This is a genomic window from Nocardioides baekrokdamisoli (assembly GCF_003945325.1).
In the GTDB taxonomy this organism is placed as follows: domain Bacteria; phylum Actinomycetota; class Actinomycetes; order Propionibacteriales; family Nocardioidaceae; genus Nocardioides; species Nocardioides baekrokdamisoli.
In genome coordinates this window covers 182,571-195,312 of record NZ_AP019307.1, presented here as the reverse complement: position 1 = coordinate 195,312, position 12,742 = coordinate 182,571, and the positions used below count along the sequence as shown (strand labels likewise).

The following is a 12,742-nucleotide window of genomic DNA, read 5'->3' as shown; positions in this document are numbered from 1 at the left end:
CCCGGGGCACGTAGGTCGTGCACAGACCGCGCAGCGTCGATGTCGCAGTCATCCTGCCGCCACCACGATCTATGCATGATCGATCTGCCTCAAACACCCTTCACCCGAAGCGACCTCGAAGGCACAGGCCTCAAGCGACACGAGTTCTTCACCCTCGTCAACCGCGGCAGGATTCGACCCGTACTCCACGAGATCTACGTCGACGCGCGGCTTGGCTGCACGGCGTGGACACCATGACGTGGGCTGAGCACGGCGACCCGCCGCCGGTCGACGTCTGCAGCATCGACGGCCGAGAACCCGTACGCAGAGACGGAATCGCCGGAGGCAGACGCGACCTCACCGACGAGGAGATCGTCCGTCTCGGCACCCTCGAAGTCACGGCTCCCCTGCGTACGGCTCTGGACCTCGGATGTCGCCTGCGCCGGCGCGAGGCGTACGCCGCGCTCTGCGAGCTCACCCGACGGCACGGCCTGATGCCTGCAGACTTCGAGAGCGAGATCCCTCGCTTCGAGGGCCGGCGCGGCGTCGTACAGCTCCGGGAACTCGCCCGGCTGATCGACCCACGGTACGAGTCTCCACGCGAGGCGTGGGTGTGGCTTGCCATCCGCGACGCCGGACTGCCCACCCCCACGCCGCAGGTCTGGGTCGATGCGTACGACGGCGAAAGGTACCGGTTGGACTTCGCCTACGAGAACCAGATGGTCGCGGTGGAGTACGACGGTGAGGAGTTCCACGGCGGCGAGTACGACGCGGCCGACCACGAACGGCGGCGCCGCCTGATCAAGCGCGGGTGGCGGTACGTGGTGGTCCGCCGCGGAGACTTCATCGCCGTCGAGTTGGAACGCTGGCTCGCTGAGTTGAAGTACCTGCTGAACACGAAGTACGACCCGTACCGCTGGTGACGCGCGGTCATCTCGGCCCGCACTTCTTCACATCTCACCGCAGAAGTCCTCACCTTTCACCGCGGATTCCCTCACCTTTCGGCGGGTCAACGAGTGATCAGGGGGTCGATGGCCACGGCCACAAAGAGCAGCGACAGGTAGAGGTTGCTGCTGTGGAACAACTCCATCGGCTGGAGCACGGAGAGGTCGTCGGAGGTCTTGGTACGCGTGTGGAACCGGTGTGCCTGGACGAGGAACGCTCCACCGAGGATCAGCGCCGCGACCGGGTAGAACCAGCCGATCCGGTCAGAACCGACGATCGCGAGTGAGGTCGCCACCATCACCCACGAGTACGCCACGATCTGCGCAGCGACTGCGCGAGCGGACCTCACGACCGGCAGCATCGGCACATCGACCTGGGCGTAGTCCTCGCGGTAGCGCATAGCCAGGGCCCAGGTGTGCGGTGGCGTCCAGAAGAAGACGACGAGGAACAGCACGAACGGTTCCCAGGAGACCGTGTCGCGGACCGCGGTCCAGCCGATCAGCGCCGGGAAGCAGCCGGCGATGCCACCCCAGACGATGTTCTGGGTGGTACGGCGCTTGAGCAGCATCGTGTAGATGAACACGTAGAACGCGTTGGCACCCAGTGAGAGCGCAGCCGAGAGAGGGTTCACCCAGGCCCAGAGCACCGCAGTGGAGACCACCGCAAGCACGACGCCGAAGATCAGCGCCGCGGTCGGCGAGACGATGTGTCGCGGCAGTGCGCGACGGCGCGTACGCCGCATCTGCTCGTCGATGTCGCGGTCATAGACACAGTTGAAGACCGACGCCGAGCCAGCCGACAATGTGCCACCGATCACGGTGGCGATCACGAGACCGAGCTTGGGCACTCCCCCGGTGGCGAAGAACATCACGGGGACGGTGGTGAGCAACAACAGTTCGATCACGCGCGGTTTGGTGAGGCCCACGTACGCCGCGATGACGTCGACCAGCCGAACGCGGTCCACGGACACCACGTCCGGGATCGGGTCGCTGACATGCGTCACGGGTAGGTCCTCACGGATCGCGCTGGATGCTGGATGCGGTGGCGAGTCTATCCCTCAGGATAGGTAGGCTCGGATTCGCCGTCTCCCTGCGCCCGCGCGTACACGGAGACGCCTTGGCTTGCACGCATCGAGAGACCGCTCTCGTCGAAAGGACATGTCCGTGGCACTCCCGGAGAAGCTTGACTGGTCCGCGATCGACTCGAAGGCGGTCGACACATGCCGCGTGCTGGCCATGGACGCGGTGCAGAAGGTCGGCAACGGCCACCCCGGCACCGCGATGAGTCTGGCACCTGCTGCGTACCTGCTCTTCCAGAAGGTCATGCGGCACGACCCGGCGGACACCGACTGGATCAACCGCGACCGGTTCGTCCTGTCCTGCGGCCACTCGAGCATCACGCTCTACACCCAGCTCTTCCTCGGCGGCTTCGGACTTGAACTCGCCGACATCGAGGCATTGCGTACGTGGGGCAGCCTCACGCCGGGCCACCCCGAGTACGGCCACACCAAGGGCGTCGAGGTCACCACTGGGCCGCTCGGGCAGGGCGTGGCGAACGCGGTCGGCATGGCGATGGCCCAGCGCAAACTGCGCGGGATGTTCGACGCCACCGCGGCGCCGGGCACGAGCCCGTTCGACCACCACGTGTACGTCATCTGCTCCGACGGAGACCTCCAGGAAGGCGTCTCCGGCGAGGCGAGTTCCATCGCCGGTACGCAGGAGCTCGGCAACCTCACCGTCATCTACGACCGCAACAAGATCTCGATCGAGGGTCACACCGACATCGCCTTCACCGAGGACGTTGCTGCGCGCTACGCCGCGTACGGCTGGCACACCCAGGTCGTCGACTGGACCAACGGCGGCAGTTCGTACGCCGAGGACGTCCCGGCGCTCTACGACGCGATCCGGGCCGCTGAGGCGGTCACGGACAAGCCGAGCCTGATCGTGCTCGACACGATCATTGCCTGGCCAGCTCCGAACGCGCAGAACACCGAGGCTGCCCACGGCTCGGCTCTCGGCGCCGATGAGGTCGCCGCCACCAAGAAGGTCCTCGGCTTCGACCCGGACAAATCCTTCGATGTGGACCCGGAAGTCCTCAACCACACCCGCGGATTGCTCGATCGCGGCGCGATCTGGGGCAAGGAGTGGGATGAGCAGTACGCCGGATGGTCGGCCGCCCACCCGGAGTTGGCGGCACAGCTGCACCGGATGAAGTCCCGCGCGTTGCCTGCCGACCTCGAGTCGGTCCTACCCTCGTTCCCGGCTGATGCCAAGGGGGTCGCAACGCGCTCCGCGTCCGGCAAGACGATCAATGCGCTCGCCAAGGTGCTCCCGGAGTTGTGGGGTGGTTCCTCCGACCTCGCCGGTTCCAACAACACCACCATCGAGGGCGCGTCCTCGTTCGTCCCGGCCAACCGCAGCAACCACGAGTGGACCGGCGACCCGAACAACGGCCGGATCCTGCACTTCGGCATCCGTGAACACGCCATGGGCGCGATCATGAACGGCATCGCGCTGCACAGCCCCACGCGCCCGTTCGGCGGTACCTTCCTGCAGTTCTCCGACTACATGCGCGGGGCCGTACGCGTCGGCGCGCTCATGGGCGCCCCGGTCATCCATGTCTGGACGCATGACTCCGTCGGTCTCGGGGAGGACGGACCCACCCACCAGCCGATCGAGCACGTTGCGGCGCTGCGTGCGATCCCGGGGCTCGACGTGATCCGCCCCGCGGACGCGAACGAGACCGCGGCCGTCTGGCTGCAGATCCTCAAGCACACCGACCGCCCGTCGGCACTGATCCTCACCCGCCAGAACGTGCCCACGTTCCCTCGCGGAGAGGGCGGCTACGCAACCACCGAAGACGTCGCGCGCGGCGGGTACGTACTCCTCGACACCGACGGCACCCCGGATGTCGTCCTGATCGCGACTGGCTCCGAGGTCCAGTACGCGGTGGCAGCCCGCGAGGCACTCGCCGGGGAGGGCATCCGGGCTCGGGTGGTCTCGCTGCCGTGCGTGGAGTGGTTCGAGGCACAGGACCAGGCGTACCGCGACTCCGTCATCCCGCCCGCCATCAAGGCACGTGTGTCCGTCGAGGCCGGGATCAAGCAGGGCTGGCGTGAGTACGTCGGGGACGCCGGGCGGATCATCAGCATCGAGCACTACGGCGCCTCGGCTGACGCCGCGACACTGTTCCGCAACTTCGGCTTCACTCCTGAGGCGGTCACCGCTGCCGCCAGGGAATCCATCGCCGCTGCGCGCGGCTGACACCGGACCGACGGGAAAGGATCGCGAGATGACTGACCGACTGAAGGAACTCAGCGACGCCGGAGTCTCCATCTGGCTCGATGATCTGTCACGCGACCGGATCGAGTCCGGCAACCTCGCCGACCTCGTGGCGACGTCGCACGTCGTCGGTGTGACGACGAACCCGACGATCTTCGCCGGCGCGATCAGCAACGGCAGCCGGTACGACGCCCAGGTGCGCGAGCTCGTCGCTGGTGGCGCCGAGGTCGACGCCGTCATTTTCGACCTCACCACCACCGACGTCCGCAACGCCTGCGACATCCTCACGCCAGTCGCCGCCTCAACCCACGACGACGGCCGAGTCTCGATCGAGGTCGAACCGACTCTGGCGAACGACACCGCCGGCACGATCGCCTCCGCGAAGGCCCTGTGGGCTGCCGTGGACCGCGACAACGTTCTGATCAAGATCCCGGCGACGCCTGCCGGCCTGCCGGCGATCACCGCCGTGACCGCAGCCGGGATCTCGGTCAACGTCACGCTGATCTTCTCTCCGCTGCGCTACATGGAGGTGATGGACGCCTACATCACCGGCCTGGAGCAGGCTCGGGAGAACGGGCACGACCTGTCGAGCATCCGCAGCGTTGCGTCGTTCTTCGTGTCCCGCGTCGACACAGAGATCGATGCCCGCCTGGAGGCGATCGGCTCGCCGGAGGCGCTCGGACTGTGCGGCAAGGCCGCGGTGGCCAACGCGAGGCTCGCGTACGCCGCCTTCGAGCAGGTCCTGATCAGCGACCGCTGGCGTACCCTCGCGGCCGCCGGCGCGAACGCCCAGCGTCCACTCTGGGCCTCGACCGGTGTGAAGAATCCCGCGTACGCGGACACCCTGTACGTGGCCGACCTGGTCGTCGCTGGCACCGTGAACACCATGCCGGAGAAGACCATGCAGGCGTTCGCCGATCACGGCGAGGTCACCGGTGACGAGGTCACCGGGAAGGCGGCTGAGGCCCGCGAGGTCTTCGACCGGCTCCGGGCTCTAGGGATCGATCTTGCCGAGGTGTTCACGCATCTCGAGACCGATGGCGTCGACAAGTTCGAGAAGTCCTGGGCGGAACTGCAAGAGACCGTGAAGGGCCAGATGTCGGCATGACGGCGGACCTCGGGTACGGCGCGAGTGTTCGCGTCACAGTCGCTGACGAGACGGCGTACGCCTCCGCGCTGACGGCATTGGTCGAGGCCGGTGTTGCCAGCGCGATCGGCGCCGGCGACGCCACTCTGTGGGGCCCTGCGGCTGAGTCGGAGGCCGCCAAGCGCCTTGCGTGGGCGCACCTCTCCCGGACCTCTCGATCATTGGCCGATGAGGTCTCGGCTCTCGCCGCTGACCTTGCATCCCGGGGGCTCGACCACGTCATCCTCGCCGGCATGGGCGGATCGTCGTTGGCCCCCGAGGTCATCGCCGAGGCAGCCGGCGTACCGCTGGTCGTCCTTGACTCCAGCAACCCCGACTTCGTCCGGTCCGCGCTCTCCGGCAGCCTTGAGCGGGCGATCCTGGTGGTCTCGTCGAAGTCCGGCGGCACCGTCGAGACCGACAGTCAGCGACGCGCTTTCGAGGCAGCCTTCATCGCTGCCGGCATCGATCCTGTCGAGCGGATCGTCGTGGTCACCGACCCCGGCTCATCGCTCGAGCAGATTGCGCGAGACGCCGGCTACCGGACGTTCGTCGCCAACCCGGACGTCGGGGGCCGCTACTCGGCCCTCACAGCCTTCGGTCTGGTCCCGACCGCCTTGGCAGGCGTCGACCCGCACGCCTTGCTCGACGAGGCTGAGGCCGTACGAGAAGCCCTCGAATCGGACTCGCCGGACAACCCGGCGCTGCAACTCGGGGCGCTGATGGGCGTTGCTGCGAACGCCGGCGTCGACAAACTCGTCCTGGCCGACGCCGGGGCCTCCTACGCCGGGTTCGGCGACTGGGCCGAACAGCTGATCGCCGAATCGACCGGCAAGGACGGCAAGGGCATCCTGCCGGTCGTCGTCGGGTCCACGACGGCGCCGGACTTCGTACCCTCCAGCGCCGACGAGGTCCTCGCGACCTTCGGTCCCACCGACGTCCCCATGACGCCGGTGTCGGGTTGGGCGGTGCACGTCGACGGCACGCTCGGCGGCCAGATGCTGCTCTGGGAGTACGCGACTGCCATTGCCGGGCGCATCATCGGCATCAACCCCTTCGACCAACCCGATGTCGAGGCGGCGAAGGCTGCCGCTCGCGACCTTCTGGACGGCGGCGCGGGCACTCCGGCTCCGGCGTTCACCGACGGTGTGTACGACGTCTTCGCGCACAACATTCCGGGCTCCTTCACGACCGCCGCGGACGCAGTGGCGGCGTTGGTCGGGATGATCGACGGCGGGCACGGTTACCTTGCCGTCCAGGCGTACCTGGATCGCTCGCGGGACGTCGCGCTCGAGGGCGTACGCGACACCTTGGCTGAGCGCACCGGACGACCGATCACGTTCGGTTGGGGCCCACGCTTCCTGCACTCGACCGGGCAGTACCACAAGGGCGGCCCGGCCAACGGGGTCTACCTGCAGGTCACCTCGGAGCCTGCTGCGGATCTGCAGATTCCCGGTCGCCCGTTCACCTTCCAGCAGTTCCACATCTCGCAAGCGGTCGGTGACGGATCGGTGTTGGCAGCTCACGGTCGTCCGATCCTTCGCCTGCACCTCGCCGCGCCGGCGGCGATCGACGACCTGATCAAACTGCTGGACGCGTAGCAACGATGGTCTCCATCCGCGTCTACGAGACTCCCCAGGAGCTCGCGGCAGCGGCTGCTCTGGCGCTGGTGGATGCGTTGGCGCGGGCCCAGGCAGCGGGCTTGGTGCCTGCTGTCTGCCTGACCGGCGGGACTGTCGCGGACCTCGTACACCGCGAGGTGGCACGGGTCGGCGCCGACTCGGCAGTCGACTGGACGGCCGTGGACTTCTGGTGGGGCGACGAACGGTACGTCGAAACAACGTCGCCCGATCGCAACGCGCTGCACGCCCACACGGCCTTCCTGGACGTCCTGGGCGTGCCGGCGGGGCGCATCCATGCCATGCCGAGCACGGGCTCCGCGTGCTCGGTCGAGGAGGGCGCGCGAGCCTACGCTGCCGAACTCGCCCGGCGGCAGGAGCCCTTCCTCGTGACGATGCTCGGGATGGGACCGGACGGTCACGTCGCATCCCTGTTCCCGGGCGCACCTGGGCTCGGCGCCGACGAAGCAACCGCGATCGCGGTCACAGGCTCCCCCAAGCCACCGCCCCAGCGCATCAGCTTGACCGTCCCGGCGCTGAACAACTCCGAGTCCGTATGGCTGTTGGTCACCGGACCCGACAAGGCAGCTGCGGTCGCTGACGCCACGACCAGCGCGGATCTGCCGGCCAGGCGGGTGCGTGGCCTCGCGGAGACGGTCTGGTTCCTCGACCGCGCCGCCGCGAGTGGGCTCTAGAGCCGGCTGACGCCCACCCGCCACAGCCCGTACATCGTCGTCACGTAGACCAGCACCATGACCGCGGTCGTGGGCGGTCCGACGAGGCTCCAGAGGATCGCGATGGTGACCAGAAAGGCCACCGCAAGCAGGACGAACGCCATCGCCAGAGCCCCGACCAACCAGTAGTTCGGGCGGTAGGGCGGAGCCGGCCTTCGCATACGCACCGGCGACTTCTGTGGCACCGTCGGCCTGCGCACGTGTGCCGCCCTCCCCGAGGACGCCGGCGTACGCCGCACAGCCGAGGGTGACTGTTTCCGTGGAGGCGTGGGGCGGTGCTGGGTCGCGATGATGAGGCCGTTCATGCTCGGGGAAGCGAAGGCGTCGCCACGACGACTGCCGAGCGACGACACAGGCCCCGAGTAGCCCTGCCGACATCGTAGGTCGGCCACGCCTTCTCCACAGGCAGGCACACCGCGGCGTTCCTCCACAGGGCATCAAGCATGCGCAGTGACGCGTCGAGACGCTGCCTGAGGATCTCCCCATGCCGTACGCACCGCGCCGCCGCGCGCCCCGCCGACCCCGTCGCCTCCGCCGGCCTCGGGGTCGCCGGATCGCTCAACGCCGACGGGCACGCCGCTCGCGCCGGCTCCTGGGTAGTGCCTTCGCTGGCGTCACGCTCGTCTGCGCCGGCCACCTGGCCTGGCAGTTCGTCGGTACGAATCTCGTGGCCAGCCAGCGCCAGCACCAGGCCGTCGCAGCGTTGTTCTCCGCGTGGCACAGACAGGCGCCCAGCGCGATCAGTCGCGGGGTCGCAGTGGACGGACTGGTCCGAATCCCCCGGTTCGGGTCGGCGTACGCCGTGCCCCTCGTCGAGGGTACCGGCTCATCGAGCCTTGCCCTGGGAGTGGGCCATGTCGTCGGAAGCGCCCACCCGGGAGAGGTCGGGAACGTGGTCCTGGCGGGCCACAGGGTCACCCATGGGGAGCCGTTCCGTGACCTGCAGCGCCTGCAGATCGGCGACGAGATCGTCATCGAAACGCTCACGTCCGGCTACATCTATCGGGTCACGAGCGGCAGTGGTGGCAGCCTCCGCGTCGCCGACAGCGCGTCCTGGGTTTTGGCGCCGTCTCCGCGCAACCCTGACCGAGGTGGCATCAGCCCGCCCCACAGCACGCGTCTGATCACCCTGCTGACCTGCGCCGAGCTCTTCCACACGTCGGACCGCTTCGTCATCTTCGGCGAACTGGTCCGGACCTATCTCCGCGTCCATCCGCATCCCGAGGCCTAGAAGGGGCACACATGTCCAACCATCTTCCGCACCGCAGGCCGGCCCGACCCTGGCGCTCCAGGGTCGCCGCCGCACTCACCGCGACAGCTGTCGGCTCGGCAGGTTTCGCCGTCTTCGGCGGCTCGGCCTCAGCTCTCCCCGTCAGCGAGCTCGACCTCAGCTGGACCGGCGCGCCGGCATCCGTCGGCAACGGGGAGCCGGTTCGCGGTGTCGCTCACGTGAACCTGAACGACCATCTCGGCGAGGAGGGCGCGGCCAGCAACCATGTGGTCACCTTCACCGCCGCTGACGGCGTTTTCACCCGCCTTCCGTCCGCTTGTCGTACAGACGGCGATCCGGCATCCGCGGTCACCGCCGGGGGTTCCTCGGTGCGATGCAATCTCGGACCGGTTCGATTCGGCACGGCCATCGAAGTCGACTTCACGGTCACTGCGCATGCAGCGGACGGTGGCGCCGTACGCGTCGAGGTGACCGACGGGACGACCAGCACCTCGCTTCCGCCCGTTCCCGTCACCGCGGCGCCGGGCATCGATGTCGTCTTCAATGAGGCGCAGCGGATCCAGGCCAACACGGCGTGGCACTCGACGTTCCCGGTGGCCATCGCGCTGCCCGCCGGTGCCGCTGATCTGCGTGGGCCGATCTCCTTCGACGTGGTTGTGGCCAACAAGACCTCGACGAATGCCCCCGCGGCGATCACGCCGACCCAGGGCCCCTGCGTACCCCTTGCGTCAAGCACCGCGCCCAGTTCCATGCCGTACACCTCGTCGCAGGCCCCGATGCCGGACGCGTGCACGATCAGCCAGACTGCCCCCGGTGTCTTCCACGTTCAGTTGACCGGATACCGCTCAGGAGCGGCCCTGAACCCGCCGACAACCGCAGCCGATGGCTCGAACCTTCCCCCGGACCGTCACGTCTTCGCCGCCTTCGGGCTTCCGATGACCAGCTCGAACGGAGTGCTCCCCGCCACCTCGTCCTTCGAACTGAGCGTCAAGCGCACGGTCGCCACCACGACCTCCGGCACAGCCGTCACCGAGAGCGACCTCAGCAACAACACCGAGGCCGTGGCCATCACGGTTCCCGGCGGATACGCCCACAACTGGGCCCACCCGGACGGGTTCGCCCCACCGATGGATTCCCGGGTCGTCGGAGGCGGGGGTCCATGGGCTGCGTCCTACTACGCAACGCCCGGGGATCAGCTCATCACCAACTCGACGAACGGGATCTGGGGCGGCCAACCGGCATCCGCCATCCCGGCACGCGCGGAGTGGTCGACGTGCGAGGTCCTGGACGGTCCGGCCAGTTTCACCGGCGACGTGATCCCGAACCTCCAGCCGACCAGCGCGACGGACATCGCCGCGCTGCCGGCTGGCACGTACAGCTGGTCCGTGTACACCGGACCGCTACCGGCGGCCGGTTCCCGCGCAGCATTCGACTGCGGCAGCGTCAACTTCACGCCGGTCTCGTACGTCGTGCTCAATCACGCGGGTGACGACTGCCGCTGCACCGAGGAGCAACACCTGTCGGTGAGCGACCCTGCCTCGATCACTGCGATCAAGCTGACAGTCGATCCGGCCAAGCTCGCCGCGGCCTCGCCACTCTCGACGACGCCGACGCGCGTCGGGATGCACGCTGCCGCGAAGATCGCGCAGACCGCGACCCCGAGCGACGCGGTGTGGACGATTGGGTCCGCCACCGATCGGACCGGTGTGTGGAAGCGGTCGAGCGACCTGACGACACTCAACACGCGCACGCCCGGACTCTCCTACCCGGGTACGGACTCGCTGCGCGACGTCATGCGGATCCTCGGCGCACGGCCGTACGTCCACAAGACCGTCTCGCAGCCCGACGTACGCGCCGGCGACGTCGTCACCTATTCGCTCCACACCGGGGCCGACGCCAACCTCGGCGCAGGATCGGCCACCTGGACCCTGACCGACGAGATGCCGGCCGGCGTCGACTACGTGGACGGGAGCGCCTCACGCGCTCCCGACTCGGTCGTACACAACGCAGACGGCTCCACCCGACTGGTGTGGACCCAGAGCGGCCCGGTCAACGTCGACACCGAGATCAGCTACCGTGGCCGGATCTCGTTCACCGAAGGCGTACGCCGCAACACGGTCATTGCCACGGTCGCGAGCGGGCCGGCAACCGGCAACGCCGGGGTCGAGACCGCCGAGGACAGCGCGGACGTCGCCTATGCCGGTGACGGACGTACGCTGCTGACGAAGTCCGCTGGTTCCCCAACGTTCGCAGCAGGCGGTACGGACACCTGGCGGCTCGACCTCGCGAACCTTGACACGGTCGATCAGGCCCAGACAGACACCATCGACGTCCTTCCATGGAACGGTGACGCCCGCGGAACGGCCTTCCACGGGACCTACGAGATCGACTCGGTCACGGCGTCTCCGGGCGACCGGGTCTACTACGCCACCGCAGCGCCCGCGAGCATCAGCACCGATCCGAACGCGGGAGCCAACGGATCCTTCGCGTCGCCATCGCCGATGTGGTCCTCCACCCCTCCGACGGATCCCTCCTCGGCGACCGCCATCCGGATCGTGGGTGGCGTGCTGCCGGTCGGAGCGACCAGGTCGAACACCATCACGTGGCACCCGGTCGGCGGCCGCAGAGGAGATCGCTTCGAGAACATCGCGTACGCCAAGGCGACTCACACCCGTCTGCAGATGATCAAGGCAGCGGCAGCCAGCACTGTCACTGACGGCTCTTCGCTCCAGATCGCCAAGAAGTTCGAGTCCGCTGACGGCTGGATGGACGGGGACACGCTGCACTACACGGTGACTGTGCGAAACCCGTCGGCGAGCACGGCGCGGGGCGTGCGGGTCCATGATCTCGGTGGTCCGGGGAATGATCCGGCATCGGTCCGATTCGCCAACATGTCCGCCGGCGCCTTCGACCCCGGCACCCGCACGTGGGTGATCGGGGATCTCGCCCCCGGCCGGACCGTCACGTCATCCCTGACAACCACGATCACCGTCGGTGCCGACCGCACCAAGCCGTTCCAGAACCTCGCGTACGTCGAGAACCCGAGCAATCCCTACCAACCGACATCGAGCGCCCACTGTCAGCGCAACAATCAGGACGTGGGCGCCGACACTGACCAGTGCGACGTCGCCGAGGTGTCGTCTCCGCGGCTCCGCATAGACAAACACGCGGACGGGGTAACCGCGGACGGAACGGTGACATGGACGATCCACGTACGCGTCGACGGCACCGTCGGAGCACGAGACGTCCGGGTCGAGGACACCTATCCGGCCGGCCTGGATCGCTCCACGCTGCGTGTGACCCATCCGCCGACCCAGGGAACCTTCGATCTGGCCAGGAACACGTGGACCGTCGGTGACCTGGGCGCCGGGGTTGTTGCGTCGGTGAGCTTCCGAGGCCGAGTCAGGGCCGCGCCGGGGACCCGGATCGTCAACGTGGCAAGCGTCGACTCGCCTGACGTCACCCCGCCGGCGCCGGTCGACGGCGGTCCGATCTGTCAGGCCAACGACGGCCCGACCGTGGATGCAGCGCTGGACGCCGACACCGATCAGTGCGACGAGGTGCAGACGGTCCTGGGACCGCCCCGGGACGGGAACCCGCGGCCGACTCCCCCGAGTCCCGAGCGACTACCCGACACGGGTGGCCCGAGCGGCTGGGTGGGCCTTCTCGGCGGTGCTAGTGCGGTGGGTGCGATCGGACTTCGCGTCACCGGTCGACGTACTCGAGCCAGCCGGGACAGCCGGGACAGCCGGGGCAGCCACCGCGGATAGCAGAAACACAGTGGGGCGGGCCGGAATCCCGGTACCCGCCCCACTGTGAATGAACCC

The 12,742-nt window shown here is 68.3% G+C and carries 10 protein-coding genes; 8 read left to right on the top strand and 2 right to left on the bottom strand.

The genetic code is table 11. The features are described from left to right. Positions 1 to 75: 75 nt before the first annotated feature. A complete protein-coding gene (locus KCTC_RS14590; protein ID WP_164512421.1) occupies positions 76 to 237 on the top strand; it encodes a hypothetical protein in 162 nt (53 codons plus the stop codon). Further along, a complete protein-coding gene (locus KCTC_RS00800) occupies positions 225 to 902 on the top strand; it encodes a hypothetical protein (protein ID WP_125565869.1) in 678 nt (225 codons plus the stop codon). Before KCTC_RS14590 ends, KCTC_RS00800 begins: the two co-directional genes overlap by 13 nt. 86 nt (positions 903 to 988) lie before the next feature. Here KCTC_RS00800 and KCTC_RS00795 read toward each other — a convergent pair whose 3' ends face one another. Beyond that, positions 989 to 1,927, bottom strand: a complete 939-nt coding sequence (locus tag KCTC_RS00795; RefSeq protein WP_125565867.1) for a heme o synthase — start codon at positions 1,925 to 1,927, stop codon at positions 989 to 991. Between the two features lie 232 nt (positions 1,928 to 2,159). On the opposite strand from KCTC_RS00795, the gene tkt reads away from it, so the two are divergent. From tkt to pgl, 4 genes are read left to right on the top strand one after another with little or no spacing between them, the layout of a single operon-like run. Then, positions 2,160 to 4,187, top strand: a complete 2,028-nt coding sequence (gene tkt / locus KCTC_RS00790) for a transketolase (protein WP_408636121.1) — start codon at positions 2,160 to 2,162, stop codon at positions 4,185 to 4,187. A gap of 28 nt (positions 4,188 to 4,215) precedes the next feature. Then, positions 4,216 to 5,313: a transaldolase gene (tal, locus tag KCTC_RS00785; protein ID WP_125565862.1), complete on the top strand. Its 1,098-nt coding sequence runs from the start codon at positions 4,216 to 4,218 to the stop codon at positions 5,311 to 5,313. After that, positions 5,310 to 6,932: a glucose-6-phosphate isomerase gene (locus KCTC_RS00780; protein ID WP_125565855.1), complete on the top strand. Its 1,623-nt coding sequence runs from the start codon at positions 5,310 to 5,312 to the stop codon at positions 6,930 to 6,932. The genes tal and KCTC_RS00780 overlap by 4 nt, the downstream gene beginning before the upstream one ends. 5 nt (positions 6,933 to 6,937) lie before the next feature. Continuing rightward, positions 6,938 to 7,645: a 6-phosphogluconolactonase gene (gene pgl / locus KCTC_RS00775; RefSeq protein ID WP_125565853.1), complete on the top strand. Its 708-nt coding sequence runs from the start codon at positions 6,938 to 6,940 to the stop codon at positions 7,643 to 7,645. Here the strand turns inward: pgl and KCTC_RS00770 are convergent. Beyond that, positions 7,642 to 7,989, bottom strand: a complete 348-nt coding sequence (locus KCTC_RS00770; RefSeq protein ID WP_164512420.1) for a hypothetical protein — start codon at positions 7,987 to 7,989, stop codon at positions 7,642 to 7,644. The two genes, pgl and KCTC_RS00770, sit on opposite strands and share 4 nt — an antisense overlap. 179 nt (positions 7,990 to 8,168) lie before the next feature. Here KCTC_RS00770 and KCTC_RS00765 point away from each other — a divergent pair, with 179 nt between their 5' ends. Both KCTC_RS00765 and KCTC_RS00760 read left to right on the top strand, forming a co-directional pair. Further along, entirely contained in the window at positions 8,169 to 8,915 is a 747-nt protein-coding gene (locus KCTC_RS00765) for a sortase (protein WP_125565849.1), read from the top strand. Positions 8,916 to 8,926: 11 nt separating this feature from the next. Next, complete coding sequence (locus KCTC_RS00760; protein ID WP_125565847.1) at positions 8,927 to 12,685, top strand: DUF11 domain-containing protein; 3,759 nt, start codon at positions 8,927 to 8,929, stop codon at positions 12,683 to 12,685. Positions 12,686 to 12,742 lie beyond the last annotated feature (57 nt).

Coding starts and splice junctions, on each gene's coding strand:
- KCTC_RS00760 (WP_125565847.1), top strand. CDS start 8,927: ATGTCCAACCATCTTCCGCACCGCAGGCCGGCCCGACCCTGGCGCTCC.
- KCTC_RS00780 (WP_125565855.1), top strand. CDS start 5,310: ATGACGGCGGACCTCGGGTACGGCGCGAGTGTTCGCGTCACAGTCGCT.
- KCTC_RS00765 (WP_125565849.1), top strand. CDS start 8,169: ATGCCGTACGCACCGCGCCGCCGCGCGCCCCGCCGACCCCGTCGCCTC.
- tkt (WP_408636121.1), top strand. CDS start 2,160: ATGGACGCGGTGCAGAAGGTCGGCAACGGCCACCCCGGCACCGCGATG.
- KCTC_RS14590 (WP_164512421.1), top strand. CDS start 76: ATGATCGATCTGCCTCAAACACCCTTCACCCGAAGCGACCTCGAAGGC.
- KCTC_RS00770 (WP_164512420.1), bottom strand. CDS start 7,989: ATGAACGGCCTCATCATCGCGACCCAGCACCGCCCCACGCCTCCACGG.
- pgl (WP_125565853.1), top strand. CDS start 6,938: ATGGTCTCCATCCGCGTCTACGAGACTCCCCAGGAGCTCGCGGCAGCG.
- tal (WP_125565862.1), top strand. CDS start 4,216: ATGACTGACCGACTGAAGGAACTCAGCGACGCCGGAGTCTCCATCTGG.